The 24,712-nt window shown below is 63.4% G+C and carries 23 protein-coding genes; 16 read left to right on the forward strand and 7 right to left on the reverse strand.

The genetic code is table 11. The features are described from left to right. Both EAH73_RS07930 and EAH73_RS07935 read left to right on the forward strand, forming a co-directional pair. Positions 1 to 287: transposase (locus EAH73_RS07930; RefSeq protein ID WP_140465967.1), on the forward strand; the 287-nt coding region annotated here is incomplete at its 5' end. A 27-nt stretch (positions 288 to 314) separates the two neighbouring features. Continuing rightward, complete coding sequence (locus EAH73_RS07935) at positions 315 to 662, forward strand: NAD-dependent epimerase/dehydratase family protein (protein ID WP_140465968.1); 348 nt, start codon at positions 315 to 317, stop codon at positions 660 to 662. A 25-nt stretch (positions 663 to 687) separates the two neighbouring features. Here EAH73_RS07935 and EAH73_RS07940 read toward each other — a convergent pair whose 3' ends face one another. After that, positions 688 to 2,232, reverse strand: a complete 1,545-nt coding sequence (locus EAH73_RS07940) for a carboxylesterase/lipase family protein (protein WP_140465969.1) — start codon at positions 2,230 to 2,232, stop codon at positions 688 to 690. A 572-nt stretch (positions 2,233 to 2,804) separates the two neighbouring features. Here EAH73_RS07940 and EAH73_RS07945 point away from each other — a divergent pair. The 4 genes from EAH73_RS07945 to EAH73_RS07960 all read left to right on the forward strand — a co-directional run bounded on the left by EAH73_RS07945 (position 2,805) and on the right by EAH73_RS07960 (position 7,885). Then, positions 2,805 to 3,302, forward strand: a complete 498-nt coding sequence (locus EAH73_RS07945) for a hypothetical protein (RefSeq protein WP_161599476.1) — start codon at positions 2,805 to 2,807, stop codon at positions 3,300 to 3,302. A gap of 413 nt (positions 3,303 to 3,715) precedes the next feature. After that, entirely contained in the window at positions 3,716 to 4,006 is a 291-nt protein-coding gene (locus EAH73_RS07950; RefSeq protein ID WP_140465971.1) for an inositol-3-phosphate synthase, read from the forward strand. A 234-nt stretch (positions 4,007 to 4,240) separates the two neighbouring features. Further along, a complete protein-coding gene (locus tag EAH73_RS07955) occupies positions 4,241 to 5,110 on the forward strand; it encodes a manganese catalase family protein (RefSeq protein ID WP_140465972.1) in 870 nt (289 codons plus the stop codon). Between the two features lie 99 nt (positions 5,111 to 5,209). After that, positions 5,210 to 7,885, forward strand: coding sequence for an MGH1-like glycoside hydrolase domain-containing protein (locus EAH73_RS07960; RefSeq protein ID WP_140465973.1), 2,676 nt, complete (start codon positions 5,210 to 5,212; stop codon positions 7,883 to 7,885). Positions 7,886 to 7,932: 47 nt separating this feature from the next. Here the strand turns inward: EAH73_RS07960 and EAH73_RS07965 are convergent, their stop codons facing one another. After that, the gene (locus EAH73_RS07965) at positions 7,933 to 9,549 is read right to left on the reverse strand and encodes a PQQ-dependent sugar dehydrogenase (protein WP_140465974.1); all 1,617 of its coding nucleotides are present in this window, start codon (positions 9,547 to 9,549) and stop codon (positions 7,933 to 7,935) included. A 381-nt stretch (positions 9,550 to 9,930) separates the two neighbouring features. Between EAH73_RS07965 and EAH73_RS07970 the strand changes: the two genes are divergently transcribed. After that, a complete protein-coding gene (locus EAH73_RS07970; RefSeq protein WP_140465975.1) occupies positions 9,931 to 11,085 on the forward strand; it encodes an SDR family oxidoreductase in 1,155 nt (384 codons plus the stop codon). A gap of 133 nt (positions 11,086 to 11,218) precedes the next feature. On the opposite strand, the gene EAH73_RS07975 is transcribed toward EAH73_RS07970, so the two are convergent. Next, entirely contained in the window at positions 11,219 to 11,917 is a 699-nt protein-coding gene (locus tag EAH73_RS07975; RefSeq protein ID WP_140465976.1) for a YetF domain-containing protein, read from the reverse strand. A gap of 10 nt (positions 11,918 to 11,927) precedes the next feature. After that, on the reverse strand, positions 11,928 to 12,623 hold the full coding sequence (locus EAH73_RS07980) for a DUF421 domain-containing protein (RefSeq protein WP_140465977.1): 696 nt from the start codon (positions 12,621 to 12,623) through the stop codon (positions 11,928 to 11,930). Between the two features lie 374 nt (positions 12,624 to 12,997). Between EAH73_RS07980 and EAH73_RS07985 the strand changes: the two genes are divergently transcribed. From EAH73_RS07985 to EAH73_RS08005, 5 genes are all read left to right on the forward strand, one after another. Next, complete coding sequence (locus EAH73_RS07985; RefSeq protein ID WP_140465978.1) at positions 12,998 to 13,417, forward strand: hypothetical protein; 420 nt, start codon at positions 12,998 to 13,000, stop codon at positions 13,415 to 13,417. Further along, the gene (locus EAH73_RS07990; protein WP_240047183.1) at positions 13,414 to 14,328 is read left to right on the forward strand and encodes an isoaspartyl peptidase/L-asparaginase family protein; all 915 of its coding nucleotides are present in this window, start codon (positions 13,414 to 13,416) and stop codon (positions 14,326 to 14,328) included. The genes EAH73_RS07985 and EAH73_RS07990 overlap by 4 nt, the downstream gene beginning before the upstream one ends. A 7-nt stretch (positions 14,329 to 14,335) precedes the next feature. Continuing rightward, positions 14,336 to 15,175, forward strand: a complete 840-nt coding sequence (locus tag EAH73_RS07995) for a cyanophycinase (protein ID WP_140465979.1) — start codon at positions 14,336 to 14,338, stop codon at positions 15,173 to 15,175. 13 nt (positions 15,176 to 15,188) lie between these two features. Next, a complete protein-coding gene (locus tag EAH73_RS08000; protein WP_140465980.1) occupies positions 15,189 to 17,405 on the forward strand; it encodes a bifunctional alpha,alpha-trehalose-phosphate synthase (UDP-forming)/trehalose-phosphatase in 2,217 nt (738 codons plus the stop codon). 125 nt (positions 17,406 to 17,530) lie between these two features. Further along, positions 17,531 to 18,022, forward strand: coding sequence for a hypothetical protein (locus tag EAH73_RS08005; protein ID WP_193560195.1), 492 nt, complete (start codon positions 17,531 to 17,533; stop codon positions 18,020 to 18,022). A 12-nt stretch (positions 18,023 to 18,034) separates the two neighbouring features. Here the strand turns inward: EAH73_RS08005 and EAH73_RS08010 are convergent, their stop codons facing one another. The 3 genes from EAH73_RS08010 to EAH73_RS08020 all read right to left on the reverse strand — a co-directional run bounded on the left by EAH73_RS08010 (position 18,035) and on the right by EAH73_RS08020 (position 20,557). Next, positions 18,035 to 18,292, reverse strand: coding sequence for a hypothetical protein (locus EAH73_RS08010; RefSeq protein ID WP_140465981.1), 258 nt, complete (start codon positions 18,290 to 18,292; stop codon positions 18,035 to 18,037). A gap of 159 nt (positions 18,293 to 18,451) precedes the next feature. Continuing rightward, a complete protein-coding gene (locus EAH73_RS08015; RefSeq protein ID WP_140465982.1) occupies positions 18,452 to 19,363 on the reverse strand; it encodes an LEA type 2 family protein in 912 nt (303 codons plus the stop codon). A gap of 96 nt (positions 19,364 to 19,459) precedes the next feature. Then, entirely contained in the window at positions 19,460 to 20,557 is a 1,098-nt protein-coding gene (locus tag EAH73_RS08020) for a glycosyltransferase (protein WP_140465983.1), read from the reverse strand. A gap of 937 nt (positions 20,558 to 21,494) precedes the next feature. On the opposite strand from EAH73_RS08020, the gene EAH73_RS08025 reads away from it, so the two are divergent. The 4 genes from EAH73_RS08025 to EAH73_RS08040 all read left to right on the forward strand — a co-directional run bounded on the left by EAH73_RS08025 (position 21,495) and on the right by EAH73_RS08040 (position 24,712). Continuing rightward, entirely contained in the window at positions 21,495 to 21,860 is a 366-nt protein-coding gene (locus EAH73_RS08025; RefSeq protein ID WP_161599477.1) for an STAS domain-containing protein, read from the forward strand. A 16-nt stretch (positions 21,861 to 21,876) separates the two neighbouring features. Further along, positions 21,877 to 22,104 carry a hypothetical protein gene (locus EAH73_RS08030; protein ID WP_140465985.1) on the forward strand — a complete coding sequence of 76 codons (228 nt, stop codon included), beginning with the start codon at positions 21,877 to 21,879 and terminating at the stop codon, positions 22,102 to 22,104. A 945-nt stretch (positions 22,105 to 23,049) separates the two neighbouring features. After that, positions 23,050 to 23,640, forward strand: coding sequence for a (2Fe-2S)-binding protein (locus EAH73_RS24015; protein WP_140466406.1), 591 nt, complete (start codon positions 23,050 to 23,052; stop codon positions 23,638 to 23,640). A 19-nt stretch (positions 23,641 to 23,659) separates the two neighbouring features. Then, positions 23,660 to 24,712 carry an FAD binding domain-containing protein gene (locus EAH73_RS08040; RefSeq protein ID WP_140465986.1) on the forward strand — a complete coding sequence of 351 codons (1,053 nt, stop codon included), beginning with the start codon at positions 23,660 to 23,662 and terminating at the stop codon, positions 24,710 to 24,712.

A 24,712-nucleotide genomic window follows, 5' to 3' on the forward strand; every position in this document is an offset into this window, starting at 1 on the left:
AGGGCTTGGCCCCGGCGTACCTCATCGCCGACCGGGGTTACGATTCCGACCCGCTCGTGGCCGCACTGGCCGCCCGTGGCACCTGTGCCGTGATTCCGCCCCGGCGCAAGCGCCTCTTCCCGCGGGCCTACGATGCGGTCCGCTACGCCCAGCGCCACCCCATCGAGCGGCTTTTCAGCCGTTTAAAGCAGTTTCGGCGCGTGGCCACGCGCTACGACAAGCTCGACGCGCACTTTTTGGCCTTCATTCACTTGGCGGCGACCGTACTCCGGTTGCGCGACTGTTAACACTTCCTAGCTACGCCGACGCAGCCGGTGAGCAAAAAAGGCCGGATTCTGGTCGAAATTGAACGCCTGCTGCTGGCCGAGCGCCGCAGCGGCGGGCTGCCGGCCACCATTGCCAAAGCCTCCGATTTTTACGGGCCGGGCGTGGTCGAGAAAAGCTGGGCCAGCGCGCTGGTGTTCAGCCGCCTGAAAAACAAGCAAACCCCGCAGTGGCTCGTGAATGCCCGCGTGCCGCGCTCCTACACCTACACGCCCGACATCGGCCAGGCGCTGTACCTGTTGGCGCAACACCCCGAGGCCTTTGGTCAAACCTGGCTCGGGAAGCCCACGGCTGAGCAAGTGCCGAAGCCCCTGGCACCCCAGAGTAAGCGGCGGTAAATGCCCGGCAGCTCCTGCCTGAATCTCAGTGGTTCGGCAGCGAGCGCAGCAAATTCAGCGCGGGCTGGTCGGGCAGGGAGCGGGCACTGGGGGACAGGTCGAGCAGCATGACCTGCGGTCGGGCGCTTTGGTAAGCCGGCCAAGGGGGGAGGCCCGGCCCATTGGGGTTTCCGGTTCGCACGAAGTTGACCCAGTACGCCATCATGGTGTGCGCCAGGTCGTAGTCGCCCGGCTGCCAGGGGCGGTTAACTGCGCTAAGCGTGCCAAACACGTACGGCACCTCACCGGTATGAAACGCTCCGTAGTGCACGTACTCGCCCGTGGCTGGCACCTTGCGGGCGAACCGGTACACGTAGACGGGCTGGTGTAGCCATTGGCTCTGGGCTGTGGCCCAGGTATAGGCGGGCAAGCCAAACGAGAGGTCGCGCGCCAACCGGTACTGCGAGCTGGCGGCCTCGGCCTCTGTGCTGGCCGGGTAAAACTGCAGCAAGGGGCCGGCCTGCTGCCCGTAGCGCTGCTGCAACTGCGACTGAAAATCAGCGGCCGGCTGCAATGGTCCGCGCAACAGGCCTTCTTGCTCATTCCAGCCCACCAGCAGCTTCACGGGCGTGGTCTGGCCGTTGGCCAGGGCTTCCGTGGGGGGCGTCGGCAGCACGTACCCGTCCAACACGGGGCCGCGCTGGCCCGGCTGCTGCAGCAGCGCCGCGGCTGGCAGCTGGCGCAGGGCGGCGAGCGAAGTGGCCCCGAGGGCCTGGCTGTAGCGCACGCCCTCTTGCTCGGCTTGTGGCAAGGTGGGGAGCGGGCGCCCAAACCCGGCGCCGCTCTCGGCAATGGCCTGCCCAAACAAGCCCTTGGCCAGCGGCGACGCCACCAGGTAGCTGACGCTGACGCCTCCGGCCGACTGCCCTGCGATGGTGACGCGCTGCGGGTCGCCCCCGAAGGCGGCAATGTTTTGCTGCACCCAGCGCAGGGCCGCTACCTGGTCGAGCAGCCCGTAGTTGCCCGAAGCCCGGTGGCCCGATTCCTGGGTGAGCGCGGGGTGGGCTAGGAAGCCAAACGGCCCCACCCGGTAGTTGAAGCTCACCACTACGAGTCCTTTTTGCGCGAGTGCCTCGCCGTCGTAAATGGGCACGGCGCTGCCGCCGCTGTTGAAGCCGCCCCCGTAAATCCACACCAGCACGGGCTGGCGAGCGCTGGCCGACCGGGCGCTCGTCCACACGTTTAAGTATAGGCAGTCTTCGCTGATGGGAGCCGTTGGAATGAGAAACTCCTGGGTCCACATGCTAAACGGGGCGGGCGCGGGCTGTATGGGGCTCGGGCCATGGGCCTGGCAACGCCGCACGGCCGGCCAGGGCGCGACCGGCTGCGGCGCCTGCCAGCGCAGCGCGCCTACGGGCGGCGCGGCGAACGGGATGCCCTTGTAGTAGGCCACGGTGCCCGCCCGGTTGGTGCCACCGGCTACCCGGCCGCTCTGGGTCGCTACCACGCCCAACAGAGTCGGTTTGGGTGTAGGAGCAGCGCGGAACGTGAGGCTCAGGAGCAGGTTGCAAAGCAGAAGGATGCTACACATAGGTTAGGTACTGAAAAGCAGGCCGCTGGCTGGAGCGCCGGCGACTGTGGTGGCATTATTGCCCAGAAAGTACGCTGCTTTCCACCGCCCCGTCCTGCCGGCTGCCCAAAAAATGCTGTGGTTTGATGCCGGCTCTGGGTTGCCCGGTAAGGGGCGTTTGTCACCGAAAAAGGGGGATTGGTCATTTGAAGACCAGCGCAGGAAAGACAATACATTGCCGCTGAGCAACCTACATTAATAAGAAGTAGCTAAGACCAACAAGGTCGGTGTAACGCTGCGACTTATTTAGCGCTATCTAGCTGGATTTCCGACTTCGTGCTGTCGAAGCAAGGTGTGCGCCTCTGCGCCTCGTTGAAGCTGTTAGGCTCCGGTTTACGCGGGCCTTTTAGCAAGAGAAGATGACAAGAGCTTCGCACCCATTACTTTATATAAGGCGCTAAATATAAGGCACTAAGCGTTGCGCTCTTGCGTCGAGAATGAACCCATTACCATCCTGACTGCTGTCCCAGCACCGGTAGCTGGGGACATCAATAGTCCTTTTTGGTCTTTGCTTGTTATAGTAACTGTAAATTATGCAAGAAGTAATGGAACAAGCTATAGAGCGTGAACTAACCGAATTTGCGGCCCTGGTGCAGCAGCAGGGCGTGCACGCTGCCCTCGCGTATCTGAACCACCGTACTCCTCACCGGTATACCGGCTTGTTCCGCTTTGAGGGCGAGGTGTTGCGTAGCGAGGTGTTGGTAGATGGCAATCAGCCGCTAGTGCGTCGAGGCGAGGACGTGCCGATGGCAGCAACATTCTGCTCGCTGGTCGGCCGCCAGCAAGCTCCGCTTGAAATCATTGACGTGGCCACCGACCCGCAGTATAGCGGCCTGGTGGACACGCCCGTAATGTCCTATTGCGGCGTGCTCATTCGCGATGCGCAAGGCCAACCTTATGGCACATTATGCCACTACGATCTACAACGCTGTCAGGAGCGCACGACGGACCAGCCGCTCTTGGAAGCGGCCGCCGCCCTGCTCTATCAGCAACTCCACGGGAGCAATGCTTCCCAACCTGCTACCGCCTGACTGGTCAGCTTAGGAGGTCATTTACTACCTCGACACCTCCTTCAACCGCTGTTGACAGCACACCACGCTAGGCTATCGCTCACTGTCTCAATCATTATCAGTGGTCATGGGTAGCGTTACGATTTGCTTATAGCTACTTATTTAGCCCCTAACCGCTAGGGTTCACTAGGCAACGCTGCAGCAGGGTCTGCTACTTCGAACCTCACTGAAGCTGTCAGGCTTCAGCGTAGCTAAGAGTTTGGTATAGATGCTACAAAGAGTAGCTACACCAATACTATGGGCAGTATTTCTAGTCCAACCAAAGCTTAGTGAAGGACTAGCGTGGAGCTAAGAATCAGGCACGCTGGCGCTTACAGTATGGCTCCAAGGAGAGCTGGGACAACATCGATATCTTCGGCTGGCTGGGTTACGCCATGCAGATCAAGGTAAATTTCCTGTGCCGCGACTCCATTTTGGCCGCGCCGCTCGTGCTCGACCTGGCTTTGTTCGGCGACTTAGCCAAGCGCGCCGGAATGAGCGGCGTGCAGGAGTGGCTCTCGTTCCACTTCAAGTCGCCGCAGACCGGGCCCGACGTGCGCCCCGAGCACGATATTTTTAAGCAGTTCATCCGCCTGCACAACCAGCTGCGCCAGCTCATGGGCGAGGACCTGCTCTCGCAGTTGGGCCTGGACAATGTCGATGAAAATAAGCTGGAGGTGCTTTAAGGCAAGGCTGTTTTTCTCAAGGGAATACGGCACCAGGAAGGCATTTTCCGGCCTTGCAGAAAAGCACTTTTTCTAGGTAGCCGCTACGTGTAAGTACTTAGCAAAGCAACTTATACGCACTAAATATTACGTATTAATTAGGGCAAAATCGTGACGACCCGGCCGGCTGGCTGGCGTATAGCCAGTAAGGCAGCTGCTACCGAGTGGTAGTGCTCATCACCCTAATCTTTCTTTATGTTTTATCACGATAAGCGGACGCAGTACAAGGTGCGCGTCGAGAAGCCAAACCCCGCGTTTGCCCGGATGTTGCAGCAAGCCATTGGTGGCATTGAGGGCGAAATGCGCGTGTGTTTACAGTACCTGTTCCAGGCCTGGAATTCGCGCGGCCCGGCCAAGTACCGCGACATGCTGCTCGACACGGGCACCGAGGAAATATCGCACATCGAAATGCTGGCCACGGCCGTGGCCCTCAACCTGGAAGGCGCGCCGCTGAGCGTGGCCGAGGACGCTATTAAGCAGGACGGCATCGTGGGCGCCGTGCTGGGCGGCATGAACCCGCGCGCGTTCTTGTCGGCCGGCCTGGGGGCCCTGGCGGTCGATGCCGAGGGGGTACCTTTCAGCGGGGCCTACGTGGTGGGCAGCGGCAATATCCTGGCCGATATGTACACCAACGTAGCCGCCGAAAGCACCGGCCGCGCCCTGGCCACGCGCCTGTGGGAACTCACCGATGACCCGGGCATGAAGGACATGCTCGGCTTCATGATTGCCCGCGACACCATGCACCAGCAGCAGTGGCTGGCCGTGATTGAGGAACTGGGCGGCACCAGCGCCTTGCCCATTCCCAATTCCTTTCCCCAGAGCCAGGAAAACCAGAAGTTCAGCTACGCCTTTATCAGCCCCAACATCGACGGCACCGGTACGCCCGCGGGCCGCTGGACGCACGGCGCGAGCCTCGACGGCAAGGGCGAGTTCCACGTGCTGAAGGCCGAACCCTACGGCGACGAGCCCAAGCTGGGGCCCCCCGTGCCTAAGGGCCACGCCCAGAAAGAGCAGATGACCATCACCGATACCATCATCGGCAACATCAAAGACACGCTGAGCTAACCTAACCGGTATTTGTACCCAGAAAAGCCCTGCTGCATAAGTGGGGCTTTTTTGATAAGCCTAGCCCCAGTGGCTACGAGTTACCCGCCCACACTTGCTATGACCCCAGAAGAAGTACGCCTAGCCGAATCGGATGCCCAAACCACTGCCTGGAAAAAGTGGGGCCCCTACCTCACCGAGCGCCAATGGGGCACCGTGCGCGAGGACTACTCGGCCGACGGCAACGCCTGGAACTACATTACCCACGACATGGCCCGCAGCTACGCCTACCGCTGGGGCGAGGAAGGCATCGGCGGCATCAGCAATGCGCGGCAGCGGCTGTGCTTTGCGGTGGCGCTGTGGAATGGCCAGGACAACCAGCTGAAAGAGCGACTTTTTGGCCTCACCAATGGCGAGGGCAACCACGGCGAAGACGTGAAGGAGCAGTACTACTACCTCGACAGCACGCCCACGCACTCCTACATGAAGCTGCTGTATAAGTACCCGCAGGCGGCTTTCCCCTACGAGCAGCTGCGCCAGGAAAACGCCCGCCGCACCCGCCTGGAGCCCGAATACGAGCTGCTGGACACGGGCATTTTTGAGGACAATCGCTACTTCGACGTGTTCATCGAATACGCCAAAGCCGACCCCGACGACCTGCTGATTCAGGTAACCGTGCACAACCGGGGGCCGGCCGCGGCCACGGTGCACGTGCTGCCGCAGCTCTGGTTTCGCAACACCTGGGCCTGGGGCTACGCCGACCACCGGCCCACCCTGCGCACGCCCCGCCCCGGCGTGGTGCAGGCGAGCCAGCACGAAATCGGCGACTACCAGCTCTACTGCGACCAGGAGCCGGCGCTGCTGTTCTGCGACAACGACACCAACGGCGTCCGCCTCTACGACCTGCCGGCCGAGGGTCGCTACTTCAAAGACGGCATCAACGACTGCGTGGTGGAGGGCCGGGCCGACGCCGTGAACCCCGCGCAGCACGGCACCAAGGTGGCGGCGCACTACCGCCTCATCATCGCGGGCGGCGCGGCGCAAACCGTGCGCGTGCGCCTAAGCAAGGTCGTGGTGGCGTTGCCGTTTGCTGATTTTGACCAGCTAATAGCCCAGCGCCGGCAGGAGGCCGATGCCTTCTACGACTGCCTGCAAGCGAAACTGGCCAGCCCCGACGCCCGCAACGTGCAGCGGCAGGCCTTTGCGGGCCTGCTCTGGAGCAAGCAGTATTACTACTACGACATGGCGCAGTGGCTCGACGGCGACCCCAACTTTGTGGCCCCGCCCAGCGAGCGGCGCAAGGGCCGCAACAGCGAGTGGCGCCACCTCTACAACGCCGACATCATCTCGATGCCCGACAAGTGGGAATACCCCTGGTACGCGGCCTGGGACCTGGCTTTTCACTGCCTGCAGCTGGCCATGGTAGACTCTGAATTTGCCAAAAGCCAGCTGCGCCTGCTTACCCGCGACTGGTACATGCACCCCAATGGCCAGCTGCCCGCCTACGAGTGGAACCTGAGCGACGTGAACCCGCCCGTGCACGCCTGGGCCACCTGGCGCGTGTACCAGATGGACAAAAAGCGCCGCGCCGGCCAGGGCGACCTGGGCTTTCTGGAAGCCATGTTTCACAAGCTCAACCTCAATTTTGCGTGGTGGGTCAATCGTAAGGACCGCCACGGCTGCAACATCTTCGAAGGCGGCTTTTTGGGCCTCGATAATATTGGGGTGTTCGACCGCTCGTCGCCGCTGCCCACGGGCGGCTTCATCGAGCAGAGCGACGGCACCAGCTGGATGGCCATGTACGCGCTCAACCTCATGCGCATGGCCCTGGAGCTGGCGCGCACCAACCCCGTGTACCAGGAAATTGCCAGTAAGTTCTTCGAGCATTTCCTCTATATCGTGGAGGCCATGAGCAAGGACGGCGACGGCTCGCTCAATCTCTGGGACGAGGAAGACGAGTTCTATTACGACGTGCTGCATACCCCCGACGGACGCCGCACCAAGCTCAAGGTGCGCTCCATCGTGGGGCTGATTCCGCTGTTTGCGGTGGAAGTACTGGAAGAGGAATTGCTCGACGCGCTGCCCGAGTTTGCCCAGCGCCTGCGCTGGCTGCTCGAGCATCGCCCGCACTTGGCCGAGCTGGTCTCGCGCTGGCAAGAGCCAGGCAAGGGCGAGCGCCACCGGCTGTCGCTGCTGCGCCGCCACCGCCTCAAGTGCGTGCTCACGCGCCTGCTCGACGAAAGCGAGTTTCTCTCCGAGTACGGCATTCGGGCGCTCTCGCGCTACCACCACGCGCACCCCTACCAGTTTCCCACGGCCGAGGCCAACTTCACCGTGGCCTACCTGCCCGGCGAGTCCGACTCGTCCATGTTCGGCGGCAATTCCAATTGGCGGGGCCCCATCTGGTTCCCCATCAACTACATGATAATTGAATCGTTGCAACGCTTCTACACGTATTACGATGATTCTTTTCGGGTAGAATACCCCACGGGCTCCGGCCAGCTGTGCTCGTTGCAGGAAATCGCCGACGGGCTTGCCGCCCGCCTCAGCAAGCTCTTTTTGCGCAACGCCGACGGCCAGCGCCCCGCCCACGGCCCGGCCGCGCAGGTGCAGCACGACCCGCACTTTCGCGACTACCTCCAGTTCTACGAGTACTTCCACGGCGACGATGGCCGGGGCCTCGGCGCCAGCCACCAAACCGGCTGGACCGGCCTGCTGGTGCGCCTGCTGCCGCAGGCGGCACCCAGGCCCCAAACCCAATCAACTGAAGCCGCCGACCAAGAAGTAGAGGTGTGATGTTCGCTCATGCAGCGCGCGGCGAAGCATGAGCGAACATCACACCTCTACTTCTTACCCTTAGCGCGGTTAGCCGGAGCAGTTGCTTTCGGTTGGCGTGCCTCGGCCGGAACGGGTGCGCCAGCCGGCGTAGGCGCGGGCTGGCCACCGCGTTGATAGGTAAACTCGATAATACAGCCTTTGCAGCTCATGCCCTTTGGGTCTTCCTTCGACGGCCCCGAGCTAACGGAGGCGCTGTCGGTGGCCAGGTAGATGCGCCGGCCATCGGGCGAGAGGGCCAGGTCGCGGTAGCGCACCGGCCCTTTAAAATAAGTCATGGTGTCGCCCGCTACGCGGGTGCCGCTGGCCGCCAGTTGCAGGCGAATGAGCTTACCGTGTTTGAGCGTGGGCAACAGCAGCGAGTTTTGCCAGCCGGGAATGGCTGCTGCCGTGTACACGGCCAAGCTGCTGGGCGCTTCTGAGGCCCATTCGGGGCCGTTGTCCTGCGTGCTGGAGGTGGCGAATAAGTCCTTCAAAAACGCATTCGAGTTGGGATACAGCGTCTTGATGGGGTCGCGGTACGTGGCCGTGCCGATGGCCGCCGCGTTGGCATTTTCACTCCCGATGAGCGGATAAGTGGTGTGCCAGGGGCCGGGCAGCGTGGCGCGGTTCGACACGCCAGCGGCTAACCCATTGTAGTTATTGTCGTTGTAGCCGATGATGAGCGGGTGCCCGTAGTTTTTGCCCGGCTCCAGCACATTGATTTCATCGTCGGAGAAAGGCCCGTGCTCGCTTTCGTAGAGGCGGCCAGTACCGGCCACCACGGCGTAGGCCAGGCCCTGCGGGTTGCGGTTGCCGTAGGTCCACACGGCGCTTTGGCGGGCGGCCGTGGCAAAGGGATTGTCGTTGGGCAGCCACTGGTCGCCGGGGTTCGCGTCGGCGTCGGGCGTCAGGTTGAAGCGCAGGGTTTTGCCTTCGTAGTGGCTGGGCTGCTGGGCGTGGTTGGGCCGGCCGCCGTTGTCAAATTGCCCGGCCCCCAGGTCGCCGATGCTGTAAAAGAGGTAGTCCTTGCCCCCAACCGGCGCGATGAGCAGCCGGCCCCCATTGTGGTCGCTGCTACCCGGAATGGTGTCGCAAAGCACTACGGGGTTGGTAAGCGTTTGGGCCTGCGCCTGGTACTCGTAGCGCACCAAGCGCGTCGTAAAAAAGTAGCCGCCGTAGTTGGGCGCGCCGCCTTTGCCCGGCTGGCTGGCCCCGGCAAAGCGGTAGAGATAAGCCAGGTACACGTAGGGCTGGCCCTGCAAGAGCTGCGGGTGCAGCGCCATTCCCATCAGCCCGCCTTGCGGCCAGGGTTTGCCGCCATCTACCCGGTCGGGCACCTTGTCATAGCGCGGAAATTGCCGCTCGCGGCTGAGGTCGAGCAGCACAGTTTTAACCCCGGTGGCGGGGTTGAGGCGGCTGACGCGGTAGCCCTTGGCCTCGGTAAGCCAGAGGTAGCCATCGGGGCCGTAGGCCACTTCCCAGGGGTCGCTGAGCTGGCGCGCCACAATGCGCCGGGCGAAGACTTCGCCACGGGGCCCAGTTACAGTTTGGCCGGATGCAGTTTGGGCGGTAGCGGGGTGGCAGAGCCGGAGAAACGCCCCGGCGATAAGGAGTAGTTGGCAGTAGTGGCGAATACGTAGCATGGGCGGTTAGCAAGCTGGTCGGAAGGGCGAGCTCAGCCTGGGTTGTACCCCACCTGGAACCGGGATGTTGCTACGCTTCTGCTTGCAGCTTCTGCCCAGCGAGCAGGTGAAGAGCGCCGGCAACAGCTCGTTAAAGCATCAGGTTGAGCCCCCATAAACATTCGAGCGGTTGAGTTGAATGACCTAGCCGAAAACAAGTAAAATGCTCCGTCGCGCTCACCCTAGCAACTAGCGCAAGTTGCGGTAGCAGCCTGAGGCAAGCACGATTAACCGTAGCGGTAGCTGGTTTTTACGTACTTAAAACGCCTCAAACCCGTATTTCGCTCGGCTCGGCGCTTCGTAAAGAAGGGAGGTTTTTAGTCCACTTCTTTTCTACTTTTTATGAAGCTATCCCTCAAGCCGCTTGACCAGCAAATCATGGTCGTGACCGGCGCCTCCAGCGGCATCGGGCTCGTGACGGCCCGTATGGCCGCCCAGCGCGGGGCCAAACTCGTGCTGGCCGCCCGCAACGCCGAGGCCATCCAGCAGCTGGCCGACGAAATTTGCAGCCAGGGCGGCCAAGCCATTGCCGTGCCCACCGATGTGAGCAAAGAGGCCGACATGACGCACCTAGCCGAAGCCGCCATTGCCGCGTTTGGCACCTTCGATACGTGGGTGAACAACGCCGGCGTGTCCATTTTCGGCAGCACCGAAGAGGTGTCGATTCCGGACATGCGGCACATGTTCGACACCGTATTTTGGGGCCAGGTGTACGGCTCGCGGCTGGCCGCCGGGCACTTCAAAGAACGCGGCCAGGCCGGGGCCCTCGTCAACGTCGGCAGCCTGTTTGGCGACTGGCCCACCCCCGTGCAATCGACCTACGCCTCGGCCAAGCACGCGCTGCACGGCTGGACCAGCGCCCTGCGCATGGAGCTGGAAAAGGAAAAAGCCCCGGTGTCGGTGACGCTGGTGCACCCCGGCCGCATCGACACGCCCTACAACGAGCACGCCCGCAGCTACCTGGATAAGCAGCCCTCGCACCGCGGCATGGTCTACCCGCCCGAGGCCGTGGCCGAGGCCATCTTGTTTGCGGCCGCGCACCCCAAGCGCGATATGTACGTGGGCTTCCAGGCCAAGATTTTTGCGCTGCTCGCCCCCATCATCCCGAGCATTACCGATAAAGTGCTGGAGCTGTGGATGTACCCCTCGCAGCACGACGACCGCCCCTCGCGCAGCCGCGAAGACAACGCCCTCTACCGCCCCGGCTACGGCCTGCACGAGCGCGGCACGCACCACGGCTGGTTCCGCTCGGGCAGCATTTATGTGAAGGCCCAGGAGCACCCGTTGGTGGCCCTGGCCGCCGTGGCCGGGCTAGGACTGGCCACTACCCTGCTGCTCAAGTCGCGGAAGCGCACCAAGGCTACCAGCCCCTACAAAGCGCCCGCAGCTGACTCAGCGGCAGGTGATGCGTTGGCACCGATGCCGGATGAGAGGTACTCCCCCGCTAGCGAGGAAGAAATCGAAACCCTGGTGGTAACGGAGCTGGTGAGCTATTAGCTAACCTAGGGCCCCACTCGGCGGCGCAACTCGCTACTGCTGTAAAAAGAGGACGTCCTGCCTGAGCATATCAGGCAGGACGTCCTCTTTTTTATTAGCTATGAACTTCTTAACCAGCGAATTTAACTTACTGCTACTGCACTACGGCGGGCTGCCACTCGCGGGCCTGGCAGCGGGGGCAGTTGGCGGCGGGCGCCTGCTGGGCGGGCTGCACGTGCCCGCAGCTGGCGCAGGCAAACTGACCGGGCGCTTTCGCTTGCTCGTCGCGGAAGGCCGTGTCGATGGTGGGCAGGATGGACAGGCCCGGTCGAGGCGTTTCATCCTCGAAGGTGATGAGGGAGAAGTTGCCATTGGCTTCCTGGTAAGCGCGGCGCACCTGGCCTAGGTTGGCAATGCCCTGCTTGCGCAGCTTGGCCAGCAACTGGGTGCGGCACAGCACGCCTTCTTCCAGCTTGTCGAGCTGCAGGCGGCCGTCTTCCACCAGCACGCTCAGGTCGTCGAGCACCAGGCTTTCGAAGCGCTTGTTGCGGAAGGCATACCACGCAAATAGCTGCTGGTAGCCCACAATAATGGCCGCCACCACCACCACGGGCAGCAGGCCGCGGTCGGGCGCCATGAGGGCCACGCCGTTGGCGGCCGCCAGCGACACCATCGCCACCATCTCGTTGCGGGTGAGCGTCTTGCCCATGCGGTTGCCCATCAGCCGCATCGAGAGCAGCAGCAGCAGGTAGATGAATACCACGCGGATAACCACTTCGAGGTAAAAGCTGGCGGGTACCTCGCCCACCAACATGCGCCCCCAGTCGCTGAGGTGAATGTCTTCCGGTTTCATAGCAATAAAATCAGAGTTTGTTGACGGCGGGCGTCCACTGGCGGTGGCCGCAGCGGGGGCAGGGGTGGGCGGGGTCAGCGCCGGCGGACTCGGTGTGGCCGCAGCGCTGGCACGCCCGCTGGCCGGGGTCGGCCGGCTCGGCGTTATGAATGGCGGCATCCTTGTCGGGCAAGATGGACAGGCCGGGCCGGGGCGGGTCTTGCGGATAAAGGCTGAACTCGCCGTTGCTTTCCATATACACGCGCTTGAGTTGGCCGAGGTGCTGCATGTTGGCGGCCCGCAGATTCGCAAACAGCTGCTCGCGCGAGAGCTTGGTATCGGCCATGGCCGATAGGTCCAGCACGCCATCGGTCACCACGATGCGCAGGTCGCCGCGGGTGAGGTGCTCCACCCGCCGGTATTTGAAGGCCAGCCAGTTGACGAAGCGAAACAGGCCCAGGAGGCAGGCCAGCACCAGCGCGCCCTGCAAGATGCCGCGGTCGGGCGTTTGCATGGGCACCGACACAATGCCGCCCAGCATAATCATCACCGACAGCTCGGCCACCGAGAGCTGGCCGTTCATGCGCTTGCCCAGCAGCCGCATGGTGGCGAGCAGCACCAGGTAAATAACCAGCGTGCGCAGCGCGGCTTCCAGCAAAAATTCGAGCGGCGCATTGCCCAGCAAAATCCGCTGCCAGTCGCCCAGGTGGATTTCTTCTTTCTTCATAAGTGGTGGTTTTAGTAGGGGCCCCCGGCGCTCCTCCGCAGGGCCCGCCGGTGCAGCGGGCGCCCCCTACCCCACCGGGCCCCCGGCCCCGCCGGCTACCAGGGCATAGCTGCTGTACTGCCTCCCCAAAGCCTGGGTTATCGCCGAGGCTACCGGCTGGCCAGACGCAAAACTTTTGATGCTGGCGGGTGAACTACTGCATGTTATTATTAAGCTAACAACCAGTGTTCTATACTGTAACCCGACCAGCTACTACGCAGAAATACGGATAATACGGAGGGGTATTTACGCGGTAAAATCCGTGTTTTTGGCTTCGCTTTGGGCAGCGAGCTAGCCGTTCAATTCCCTAGGTTCCCACTCTCTATCTCTACCCCATGAGCCTTGTTCTTGCTGCGGCGAGGGCCAGCCTATCGCCCGCCCATCCCGAGCCCTCCTTCCAAGTGAGTCGTTCGCAAATCACTTCTGCTTTCCACCAACTATCGCTCGAAGATGCCTGGGGCTGCCTGGCCCACTGGGTGGTGCCGCTGCCCCTTAAGCACCTGGCCAAACGCCCCATGCTGCTGTGGCGGCTGCCCACCGCCGGCCCGGCCAGCGCGCTTACCTGCCTCGATACCGGCCCTTGCCGGCTAGTCCCGGCCCACCCCGACACGCGCGCCGACCTGCGCGCTGACCTCGACGAGGGCTTGCTGCGGCTCAATTTCAGCGGCCAGCTGCTGCGTGGCTATTTCCGCTTGCAGTGCCTGCCCGAAGGCGGCGGGCAGCTGTGGCAGCTTACCCCCATTGGCTACGTATGACCTTGTACGCCATAGCTATCCACGGCGGGGCCCTGACGATGAAACCCGGCGAGCTGAGCGAGGAAGAAGCCGCTTTTCAGCGCGTGGGCCTGGGCAAAGCCCTGCACGCCGGCTGGCTCATTCTCAACCGGGGCGGCACCGCCCTCGACGCGGTGGAGGCCGCCGTGCGCAGCCTCGAAGACAACCCCCACTTCAACGCCGGGCGCGGCAGCAGCCTCACTCGCCAGGGCGAAGCCGAAATGGACGCCGCCATCATGGATGGCCGCACGCTGCAAGCCGGCGCCGTAACGGGCGTGCGCTACGTGCAGCACCCCATCGGCCTGGCCCGCGCCGTGCTGGAGCGCAGCCCGCACGCCTTTTTGGCAGGCGACGGGGCCCTGGAGTTTGCCCTCGCATGCGGCCTGCCGCTGGCCGCGCCCAGCTATTTCCAAACCGATAAAACCCGCCAGCAGTGGCTGGCGCTAGCCCAGCAGGAATCGAACCAGCTGGCCGGGCACGATACGGTGGGCGCGGTGGCCCTCGACCAGGCCGGCAACCTGGCCGTGGCCACCAGCACCGGCGGCATCGAGGGCCAGGCCAAAGGCCGCGTGGGCGACAGCCCCGTGCTGGGCGGCGGCACCTACGCCAGCAACGATAGTTGCGCCGTGTCGTGCACCGGCGATGGCGAGGTAATCCTGCGCGGCGCGCTGGCCCACGAGGTGTGCGCGCTGGTCAAATACCAGGGCCTGCCCCTCGCCGAAGCCTGCCAGGCCGCCCTGCGTCTGCACGACGATAAGCTGAAGGGCGACAAGGGCTTCATCGCCCTCGACCCGCAGGGGCGCGTGGCTATCGAGTTTAATACCAACGTAATGCGCCGGGCCTACCGCGTGGGCGAGGCCGCGCCTTACATCGCCATTTACCAAGACGAATAAGCCCAAAATGCCTTCCCATCCTTCTCCTCCCAAAGGCCGCCTGCTCCTTATTGGCGGCCACGAACAGCGCGAGGCGGCGGGCCAGCCCGGCGCCGGCCCCGACATGTCGGCCGATTTTATTCTCCAGCGCTTCGTCGATGAGTTGCCCGCCAACGGCACCATCCTCGTCATCCCCACCGCCTCGGAAGAGCCCGCCGAAGCCGCCAAGGACTACGTGGACCTGTTTAACACCCTGGGTGTGGCGCACGTGGAGGTGCTCCACCTCCAGAGCCGCGAACAAGCCAACGGCCCCGAGGCGCTCGACCTCTTCAACCGGGCTGATGGGGTACTCTTCACGGGCGGCGACCAGCTGCGGCTCACGGCCCTGCTCGGTGGCACCGCCGCGCTGGCCCGCCTCGGCCAGCGCTACCTGCACGAGCCCATCATCATCGCGGGTACCAGTGCCGGGGCGGCCGCCATGAGCACGCCCATGATATACCAGGGGCGCAACGACGCGGGCTTTCTCAAGGATGAAATCCACGTCACGACGGGCTTGCAGCTGCTGCGCGACGTGGCCGTCGACACGCACTTTATCAAGCGCGGACGCATCGTGCGCATGGCCCAGATTATTGCCACCAACCCCGGCTGCATCGGCCTGGGGCTGGAGGAAGACACCGCCGTGCTCGTCACCAAAGGCCGCGAGCTGGAGGTGCTCGGCAACGGCATCGTGGTATTGCTCGACGGCCACGACTACACCGAAAACACCATTTATGACATTGAGCCCGGCGAGGTCTTTTCCATCCGCGACCTGCGGCTGCACCTGCTCGCCAAGGGCCAGCGCTTTACCCTGCCGGGGTGGGGCTTTTAGGGGGCAAGCCAGTATGTCCAGAACCATTATTATTTCCAACCGCCTGCCCACTAAGGTGCAACGCGCCGCCGACGGCCTGCACTTCCAGCCCAGCGAGGGCGGGCTGGCCACCGGCCTGGGCTCCATCTACCGGGCCGATGGCAACGTGTGGGTCGGCTGGCCGGGCCTGTTCGTCGAAGACCCCGCCGAGCAGGCGCAAGTGACCGCGCGGCTGGCCGACGACAGCATGGCGCCCGTGTTCCTGACCGAAGCCGAAATCCGCGACTACTACGAGGGATTCAGCAACGGCACCTTGTGGCCTACCTTCCACTACTTCAGCGAGTTTGCCACCTACGTGCCGGCGCACTGGGAAGCTTACCGGGCCGTGAACGAGAAGTTTTGCCAGGCCGTGCTGGCCCTGGCCGGGCCGGAGGACACCATTTGGGTGCACGACTACCAGCTGCTGCTGCTGCCCGAGCTGCTGCGCCGCGCGCGGCCCAACGCCACCATCGGCTTCTTCCTGCACATCCCGTTTCCGAGCTACGAATTGGTGCGGGTGCTGCCCTGGGGCCCCGAGCTGCTGCGCGGCATGCTGGGCGCCGACCTCATTGGTTTTCACACCTTTGGCTACATGCACCACTTTCTGAGCGCGGTGGCGCACCTGCTGGGCCTACCCACCCAGAATGGGCAGGTCGAAACGCCCGAGCGCACCATCCTGGTTGATGCCTTTCCGATGGGCATCGACTACGAGCGCTACGCCCAGGCCGCGGTGAGCGAGGCCGCGCAGGGCTACGAGCGCACCTACCGCGAGGTACTGGGCGAGGCGCGAGTAATTCTCTCCATCGACCGGCTCGATTACACCAAAGGCATCGCCCAGCGCTTGCACGCGTTGGAGGGCTTGCTGGTGGCGCACCCCGAGTGGGTGGGCCAGGTCAGCCTGCTGATGGTCGTGGTGCCCTCGCGCGACCAGGTGGCCCAATACGCGGCCCTCAAGGAGGAAATCGACGAGCTGGTGGGGCGCATCAATGCCCAGTACCGCACCATCACCTGGAACCCGATTAACTACTTCTATCGCTCGTTTCCTTTCGAGGAGCTGGTGGCCTTCTACCACCTGGCCGACGTGGCGCTGGTGACGCCCGTGCGCGACGGCATGAACCTGGTAGCCAAGGAGTTTATCGCCAGCAAAGGGGACCGGCCGGGCGTGCTCATCCTCAGCGACCGGGCCGGCGCGGCGCAGGAGCTGTCCGATGCCCTCCTCATCAACCCCACCCACACCGACCAGCTGGTGGGGGCCCTGCACCAGGCCCTGACCATGCCTGCAGACGAGCAGTGCCAACGCCTGCGCCACCTGCAAGAGCTGGTGCGCCAATATGATGTCTTTGCCTGGACCAAGCTATTCATGGACCGCTTGGCGTACAGCAAGATAAAGCAGCAAACCCTGGCCACCGATGCCCTCGATGCCGAAGCCACCAGCCAGCTGCTAGCCGCCTACCAGGCCGCCGGGCGCCGGCTGCTGCTCTTCGACTACGACGGCACGCTGGTGCGCTTCCACCCCAACCCCCAGCGCGCCCAGCCCGACGCCGAGCTGCTGGACTTGCTGCGCGCCCTCACCGCTGACCCGCGCAACCGCGTGGTGGTCATCAGCGGGCGCGACCGGGCCTCGCTGGAGCAGTGGCTGGGGGCCCTACCCCTCGATTTTATTGCCGAGCACGGCGTATGGCTGCGCCGCCACGGCGAAGAATGGCACCTCTTTCAGGAGGAGCTGCCCGCCACCTGGAAACGCGAGTTTCGGCCCCTGCTCGAGCAGTACGTGCGGCGCACGGCGGGCTCGCTCATTGAGGAAAAGGACTACTCGCTGGTCTGGCACTACCGCCGCGCCGATGCCGGCCTGGCCGCCCTGCGCGCCCGCGAGCTGCTGAGCCACCTCACCTTCATGACCAGCAACACCGGCCTGCAATTACTGGAAGGCAAAAAAGTACTGGAAATCAAGCCCGCCGGCCTGCACAAAGGCGCGGCCGCGGCCCGCTGGCTGGCCACCGAGCACCCCGATTTTATCCTGGCCCTGGGCGACGACCGCACCGACGAGGACTTGTTTGAAGTGCTGCCGCCCGCGGCGTACACTGTCAAAGTGGGGAGCGCCCCGCGCTCGTTGGCCCGCTACTTTACCTCCGGCCCGGCCGAGGTGCGGCAGCTGCTACAAAGGCTGCATCAGGCCGACGTAGCCGCGCCGCTGGTGCCGGTCAACGCTTGATTTCCTTCGACTACTTGTGGAGGCGCATTCTTGCGTCTCTACTTGTTACCGGCTATCCTCCAGACCACTACGCATCCCCAAGCCGCTTAGCCCTTCTTCTACCTCCCCAAACAAACCACTTCCCTATGACAGGCAAAACCCTACTGTATGGGCTGGCCGCCGGCGCGGCCGGCGTAGCTGCCATGACCCTGGCCGAGAAGCTGGAGCAGCTATTCACCAAGCGCCCCAACTCCTCCGTGCCCGCCCACACGCTGGCTAAGCTGCTAAAGCTACCCCCCAAACCAGACAGCGAGCGCCTGGGTCTGAACTGGACCATGCACTGGGGCCAGGGCATCGTGCTGGGTGCCGCCCGCGCCTTGCTGGCCGAGCGCGGGGTGCGCGGCCCTATCGGCTCCTTCCTGTTTCTGAACCTGCGCCTGCTCAACGACCAAGTGCTGGAAAATGCCACCGGGGCTGGGGCGCTGCCCTGGACCTGGCCCCGCGACGAACAAGCCATCGACTTGATTCACAAAGGCATTTATGCCTTCACGGCGGGCGCGCTGCTCGACCGCCTCATCCCCAACCCAGACCCAGCGCCCGTGCCCCGCAAAGGCTGGACAGTGGGCAAAAAGGCGTAGCCAATCTCCCCGTCAGACCCTGATTTTACCCTGGTTGTCCCAGTGACTGGATTTCACCTCTAGGCTGCCGGGCTGCCGCTTGATGGTGCGCGTGTAGCGCTCGCCCGCAATGAGGCCGTCGGGCCGGCGCTTGCCGAAAAACAGCAGCACCGGCTCGCCATGCTCATTGGTGGTGAACGTGATGTCGTAGCCCTTAAACACGTCGTCGATGGTGGTTTTGGGCTCATAGATTTTGTTGAGCTTCTTGTCTAATTCGGGATGCAGCGGCATGGGTTGGAAAGGAATTGGTTGAGTTACAAAATAGCTTGGACGTTGTCATGCTGAGCGGAGCGCAGCATCTCTACCGCTTCGTTGTTAGCTTCAGGAGTTAGTATTGAGGTAGAGATGCTTCGACTGCGCTCCGCTCAGTATGACGAGAGGTAGTTATACTTACTCCTCCTTAGCGCCCTTGGCCAGTTTTTTGAGCTCCTTCACCGTGCCGCTGTTGTTGAACTGCATGGTAGCATCGCGGGCATTGGCGGGGCCGGCGGTCACGGTAGCTGAGCCGGTGAGTTTGTAGTCGGTTTTCTTGGGCTTAAAAATCGTCTTAAACAGCACTTTGGGCATGGACTTGGGCTGAAACTTTACGTGGATTGGCATCAGCTCGGCGCCCTTCTTTTTAAAGGTTACGTCCTTGGTTTCCTGGCCTTTCACATCGAGGTCGTCTTCTACCTGGAAGCGATAATTTACCTGCTTCACGGTGAAAGGGATGGCCTCGTAGTTCGTGACGCGCAGCGTGACCACGGCCTCCCCTTTTTTGAGGCCCAGCTTGGTGATGTCCACATCGGCGACCTCGATTTTGGGCAGTTTTGGGATGTAGACGCGCTTGCGCACCTCCACCGGAATTTGCTGGGGCCCCACGCCGGGCAGGTCGGCGTAGAGCATGGTACGCAGCTGCACCGTCACGCAGTCGCGCTGCGCAGTTTTGGCCGTTTGCTTAAGCTGCGGCAGGTTCAGCTCCAGCGGCAGCTCCAGGCTACCCAGGGCATTGCCTTTCACCACCAGTGGGCGGGCCTTTTGGCCCTGCGCCAGCTGCTTGCCGTCGACGCGGGCCGTGTAGCTGAGGCTGTCGATGTGGAGGTCGATGGGCGCGTGGTTGCGCAGCTTCACCAAGAATTGCCCCTTGATTTGCTCGCGGGTGATGTGGCTGATGTTGAGCGTGGGCTGCTCCAAGGTCGGCAGCAGGGCCCTGCCGCGGTCGGTGGCAAAGTAGGCAATGCCGCCGCCCACCAGCAGCAGGCCCACCAAGACGAGCAGCGTCGTCACTACCGGGTGTCGCCCGGCCGAAGAAGTAGCAGCCATGGGAAGAAGTTTGTAGTGAATGATTTTGACTACTAGTTGCCAAGGAGACCAATGCGCGATTATTCATTGGGCCCCTTGGCCATTGCTTGTCCCTTCTCAGCCTTCGGCCCAGTGGTAGCGGCGCTCCTTCCACTGAATGGTGCCGGGCCACGCCGTATAAGTGAGCACTGCCAGCGACATGGCCAGCAGGTAGCCCTCGTAGAGCAGCAGCACGCCTAGGTGCTCGCGGTGCCCGGCCTGCCGCAGCGTAAGTCCCAAAAACAGGCTTTGGCAGAGCATTTTGGCCCCCAGCAATGCCCCGATGGTACCCAGGGGCAGCAGCCCCGGCCAGCCCACCACCGTGTAGAAAACGCCATAGGAGCTGAACAGCGCTCCCAGTTGCCAGGGCAGGCGGCCGGCCCCGCGCATCCAGCGCTTGCGCTGGTGCAGCAGGTGGCGCACGGTGGGCTGCGGCACCGACACGCCCAGCACCCGCGGCTCGATGAGGTTGCGGCAGTGCCAGCCCCGGGCCACGATTTGGGCAAAAAGCTGCAAGTCTTCGCTGATGCTAAAGGCTAGCGCCTCATAGCCCCCGATGGATTCGTAGGCCGCTCGCGTCACGAGCATGTTGTTGCCCACGGCCGTAATGGGCAGGCCGCAGTCGGTGAGCACCCGGACGAGGTTGAGGCCAAACAGCCAGTCGAGCCCCTGCAGGCGGCCAAACAGCCCGCCGCCCGCCGTGGTAATGCCCGTGACCACGCCTACCCCCGGCTGGGCAGCGGTCAGCATGGCGGCTACCCAGCCGGGGTGCAGGGCCATGCCGGCATCGGTGAGCAGGAAGTAGTGGGTGGTAGCAGCGCGGCAGAGGTGGGCCAGCACATTGCTTTTGCCGCGGGCCGTGCCCAGCCGGTGCTGGATGGGCAGCAGCCGAAACTGCGGCTTGTCGGCAATGAAGCTCCGCACCACGGCCGCCGTGTCGTCGGTTGAAGCGTCGTCACCGATGAGGATTTCGAGTTGCTCGGCCGGGTAGTCGAGGGCGGCCAGCGCCTGCAGGCACCGCTCGATGGTGGCCTCTTCGTTGCGCGCCGCTACTAGAATGCTCACCCGCGGGTAGTGCGCCAGCGGCGGCAGCGCGGGCCGGGGCCACGCCGCCCGCAGCAGCACCAAGCCGTAGAGGCCGAAGAATATTCCAAAGACAATCGCAGGAAAAACCATAGGCAAGGAGCCGGCCCGGCGGGCCGGGCAGCTAGCTTCTTACGGCGGACTAAACGCTTATCGTTTCAACACAAAATACTGATTTCTTGTTTATTACACCAGCAAATACGCACTACAAGGGTACGTATTTGCTGGTGTAACGCAGGCGTTTAGTTAGTGAGACAAACCAATAGGCTGACTCTTAAACTGAAAGTCCACGCTACCGTCCAGCGCCTCGACCCGCGCTAGTTGGCAGCCTCGCCGCCTGGCACATCACCGGCAGATGCCGCCCCCCTTGGCCTGGGTCACTACTGGTACGGCCAGGCAGGGGTTGGTGGCACCGGCGTCCACCTACCGGGCAGCGCCGCCGCCGCGGGCTGGATGACAGGCAGCACCTGCGCGAGTAGCAGCTGGCCATCCAGCAGCATAAGGGGTGAACAGGCACCTTCCAGCGGGCAGAAATACTACTGCCAGTGCGTGACCCCGCCGGGCACGGGGCAGGCCGGGTGAACCGTCTGGAGCGCCGGGATCGTGGGCAACAATGGGCATGTGGTAGCGGCTAGCAGGCACCAAGGCCAGCAAAACGGGCCACTTAATAGCCCCCAAGACACACTGCTCTAGCCACTCTAACGGGCCGCTCCGTACCTCTGCCGGAATTTTGCGGGTATTTCCACGCCGGGCGGTGGGCCTACGTAGTGCCCGCGCAGGCGAAGCGCGACCAGCTTGAGCAAATGGCTATGCAGTGGTGCCTCAAGCGATGGGATGCAAATGCCTCGGTCCTACGTAGGGGTTTGCCCGGATAAGATTTTTCGGTGTTTTAACAGGCCGTAATCAGTAGTTCCTGGCTGGCGCCGTGTGCGCTTAAGTCCGAATTTTGTTTGAGTGGCCGCGCCGCTGTCTAGCAAGGCAGCGGCGCGGGCCCTTCTTAATTGGCGCGGGCCCCTAGTTCTGGTTAGCTATGCTTATTGTGTATCACGAAATAATGCCCGATAGCTACGTGCTCGTGCTGGCTCCTGATTCGGCCACGGCTTCCGAATTCGAGCTGGCGCACCACCTAAGCTGCGCGGCCCGCAGCGGCAAGCCTGCTGTGTGGGTCGATTGCCGGCTGGTCAATACCATGTCGCCGACGGCGGCACGCCTGCTGTGGGCCTGCCACCACCGCCTGCAAAAGCGCGGGGCCCAGTTGGTGCTCTGCGGGGTGTCGGCCGCGCTGGCACAGGTACTACACCAGCTTTGCACAGGCCCGAAGCCTGACTTATGCCTGGTAGATAGCCTCGATGAAGCCGACGCCCGGCTTCGTGCACAGCCATCCCAGCGCAGCTAGCCCCACCCTTGTTTTCATGGATATCCCGTCCTCCTTTCACCCGCTGCCCGAGGGGCTTACGCTAAGCCAGCAGCAAGAGTGGTACCAGCGCTGCCAGACGGCTCGCCGCATACTTGCTCAGCAAGTGGCGACTACCGGTGGCCCCGACGTTGAAATTCTCGCCTATTTGCAGCCCTACGTACACGGCGAGATTACCCTGGGCCAGGCCATCGGCCGCCTGCTCAACCATCAGGCTTGCCGCTAGCCAAAGCAGCCGTTGCGTGAGGGGAGACAGCACCTGGGTAGCTACCTTAAATCTCTAACGCAAGTCGCTGGCTATGTCCCACTAAAGGGCCGTATTTTGGATGGCTACCGACCCCACGCAAATGGCCCCAAAACGCAGGTTTTCCGGGCCGTTTTTCTACACCGTTTACTGGAGGCTACTTTGCTCCGGATAGTCGTGGCTAGAACTGGGGCAGTTTCTAGGTTAGCGCACTAGGTTTTATCGTTGCGCGCCAACGATGCTAGCGGAAGCACGTATTTGGATAGTAGCTGTGCGGGTGCCAGGCACTGGTTGCCGGTTGTTCGCATCTGGCCCAACCCGTGGCCGACGCCCCACAACGAGCGGATGACCACCGGTTTGCTTTTGAAAGGCTGCTGGAAAGCGAGCAATCAGAAACTTGACGGCCAGGTTTTTGGTTTTGCTCCGCACGGCATCCTGATCCGAAAACTGCGGCAATCCCCGCGCACGGCCATCCCCATGACCCCACAACCAGTACCCGCGCTGCAAACCGGCGACGTGGCCCCGAACGGCGCGCTACCCGATGGCACTCCCCTGCTGGCGTTGCGCGGCCGGCCCGTCATCCTGGCGTTTGCGCCCAGCACGTGGAACCCGGCCCAGGCCTACCAAAGCGAGATTTTTGCACGCTTACTGCGGGAATTTGGCGACGACGCCCTTACCAACGCGGCGCCCGAATTTTGGCATGCGCTCGACTGCCGCGGCGAGTTGGCGGCGCAGTTGGGCGCGGCGGGGCAACGGGCGCTGCTACTGCTCGATGAAGAGGGTATACTGCGCTGGAAAACGATAGTCGAGCCTGGCCAGGAGCTGCGAGCCGGTCAGGTGCTAGCGGCGCTTGAAGCCCTGCGCCCCGCACCAACGACGCCCCCCAATACAACGGCAGCCGTTGATACTGAAGCGGCAACTGGCGGCATGTCGCGCCGCACTTTCGTGCTGGCCACGCTGGCGGCGGCGGCGCTGCTGGCGTTGCCCAGCGTAGTAACCGCCGCGCCGGCGGATATTTCCGCTAGACCCATTCCCACCGAAAATCGCGCTGCCATGTTACCCATCGAATTGAACATCAATGGTGAAAAACACCGCCTAGAGCTCGATCCACGCACGGCGCTGCTCGATGCGCTGCGCGGAAACCTGCACCTCACCGGCACCAAAAAGGGCTGCGACCACGGCCAGTGCGGCGCCTGCACGGTGCACCTCGATGGCCACAGCGCGCTCTCGTGCCTCACGCTGGCCGTGATGGCACAGGGCAAGGCCATCACCACCATCGAGGGCTTGGCCAAGGGCGATACGCTGCACCCGATGCAAGCCGCGTTCATCAAGCACGATGCTTTTCAGTGCGGCTACTGCACGCCCGGCCAGATTATGTCGGCCACTGCGCTGCTCGCCGACCCGCACACACGCCACGGTTCGGCCGTTGAAATTCGCGAAGCCATGAGCGGCAACCTCTGCCGCTGCGCCGCTTACCCCAACATCATCGCCGCCATCGAGGAGGCCCAACGCGCCTAGTCGCCCCTAGCCCCTACCTATGCACCCGTTCCAATACCAGCGCGCCGAGAACAACGGCCAGGCCGTGGCGGCCGTAGCCAAAAATCCCGAAGCAGCCTTCATCGCCGGCGGCACGTCGCAGGTCGATTTGCTGAAAGAAGGCGTGCACAAGCCCAACCTGCTGGTGGACGTAGCGGGCCTGCCGCTGCGCCAAATAACAGACTTTGAAGGCGGCGTGCGCATCGGGGCCAATGCGACTAACACCGAGGCGGCTTACTTCCCCGCCATTCAGGCGCGCTACCCGGCCGTGAGCGAGGCGCTGCTGGCGGGCGCTTCGGTGCAGATTCGCAACATGGCCACCATGGCCGGCAACCCCTTGCAGCGCACCCGCTGCCCTTACTTCCGCGACCCGGACCAGCCCTGCAATAAGCGCACGCCGGGCAGCGGCTGCGCGGCCATCGGCGGCTACAACCACGTGCACGCGCTGTTCGGGGCCTCAGAGGCCTGCGTGGCCACCCACCCCAGCGACCTAGCGGTGGCCCTCGCCGCCCTCGATGCCCGCGTGCAAACCACCGGCCCGCAGGGTAGCCGCACCATCGCCTTCACCGACCTGCACCGCCTGCCCGGCACCACCCCGCACCTCGACACGACGCTGGCGCACGGCGAACTGATTACCAGCATTGACCTGCCCGCATTTGCGGGCCGCTCGCACTATCTCAAGGTGCGCGAGCGCGCCTCCTACGCCTACGCCCTCGCCTCGTGCGCCGTAGCCCTGGAAATGGACGGCCCCAAAATCAAGCGTGCCCGTATTGCGCTGGGCGGGGTGGCTCACAAGCCCTGGCGCACCCCGGCGGCTGAGGCGCTGCTCGCGGGCCAGCGGCCCACCGAAAAGCTGTTTCAAGCCACCGCCGCCGCTGCCTTTGCCGATGCCAAGCCGCTGGAACACAACGCCTACAAAATACCCATGGGCCGCAACCTACTGGTGCGCGCTCTGCTCGAAACCAGCGGTTTGCAGCCCCTAGCCGGCCCGGCCGGCACCGCCTTTGCGGCCAGCGTGGGCGGCATGGCTGGCCAGGTAGCTACTCCCAATTAA

Source organism: Hymenobacter nivis, from assembly GCF_006439025.1.
GTDB classification, from domain to species: Bacteria; Bacteroidota; Bacteroidia; order Cytophagales; family Hymenobacteraceae; genus Hymenobacter; species Hymenobacter nivis_A.

Bases quoted from the DNA above. Each gene is read 5' to 3' on its own strand.
- EAH73_RS08020 (WP_140465983.1), bottom strand. From the start codon at position 20,557: ATGGTTTTTCCTGCGATTGTCTTTGGAATATTCTTCGGCCTCTACGGC.
- EAH73_RS07940 (WP_140465969.1), bottom strand. From the start codon at position 2,232: ATGTGTAGCATCCTTCTGCTTTGCAACCTGCTCCTGAGCCTCACGTTC.
- EAH73_RS07960 (WP_140465973.1), top strand. From the start codon at position 5,210: ATGACCCCAGAAGAAGTACGCCTAGCCGAATCGGATGCCCAAACCACT.
- EAH73_RS08010 (WP_140465981.1), bottom strand. From the start codon at position 18,292: ATGCCGCTGCATCCCGAATTAGACAAGAAGCTCAACAAAATCTATGAG.
- EAH73_RS08030 (WP_140465985.1), top strand. From the start codon at position 21,877: ATGGATATCCCGTCCTCCTTTCACCCGCTGCCCGAGGGGCTTACGCTA.
- EAH73_RS07995 (WP_140465979.1), top strand. From the start codon at position 14,336: ATGCCTTCCCATCCTTCTCCTCCCAAAGGCCGCCTGCTCCTTATTGGC.
- EAH73_RS07975 (WP_140465976.1), bottom strand. From the start codon at position 11,917: ATGAAACCGGAAGACATTCACCTCAGCGACTGGGGGCGCATGTTGGTG.
- EAH73_RS07950 (WP_140465971.1), top strand. From the start codon at position 3,716: ATGCAGATCAAGGTAAATTTCCTGTGCCGCGACTCCATTTTGGCCGCG.
- EAH73_RS07965 (WP_140465974.1), bottom strand. From the start codon at position 9,549: ATGCTACGTATTCGCCACTACTGCCAACTACTCCTTATCGCCGGGGCG.
- EAH73_RS08000 (WP_140465980.1), top strand. From the start codon at position 15,189: ATGTCCAGAACCATTATTATTTCCAACCGCCTGCCCACTAAGGTGCAA.
- EAH73_RS07985 (WP_140465978.1), top strand. From the start codon at position 12,998: ATGAGCCTTGTTCTTGCTGCGGCGAGGGCCAGCCTATCGCCCGCCCAT.
- EAH73_RS08025 (WP_161599477.1), top strand. From the start codon at position 21,495: ATGCTTATTGTGTATCACGAAATAATGCCCGATAGCTACGTGCTCGTG.
- EAH73_RS24015 (WP_140466406.1), top strand. From the start codon at position 23,050: ATGTCGCGCCGCACTTTCGTGCTGGCCACGCTGGCGGCGGCGGCGCTG.
- EAH73_RS08005 (WP_193560195.1), top strand. From the start codon at position 17,531: ATGACAGGCAAAACCCTACTGTATGGGCTGGCCGCCGGCGCGGCCGGC.
- EAH73_RS08040 (WP_140465986.1), top strand. From the start codon at position 23,660: ATGCACCCGTTCCAATACCAGCGCGCCGAGAACAACGGCCAGGCCGTG.
- EAH73_RS07970 (WP_140465975.1), top strand. From the start codon at position 9,931: ATGAAGCTATCCCTCAAGCCGCTTGACCAGCAAATCATGGTCGTGACC.
- EAH73_RS08015 (WP_140465982.1), bottom strand. From the start codon at position 19,363: ATGGCTGCTACTTCTTCGGCCGGGCGACACCCGGTAGTGACGACGCTG.
- EAH73_RS07955 (WP_140465972.1), top strand. From the start codon at position 4,241: ATGTTTTATCACGATAAGCGGACGCAGTACAAGGTGCGCGTCGAGAAG.
- EAH73_RS07980 (WP_140465977.1), bottom strand. From the start codon at position 12,623: ATGAAGAAAGAAGAAATCCACCTGGGCGACTGGCAGCGGATTTTGCTG.
- EAH73_RS07990 (WP_240047183.1), top strand. From the start codon at position 13,414: ATGACCTTGTACGCCATAGCTATCCACGGCGGGGCCCTGACGATGAAA.
- EAH73_RS07945 (WP_161599476.1), top strand. From the start codon at position 2,805: ATGCAAGAAGTAATGGAACAAGCTATAGAGCGTGAACTAACCGAATTT.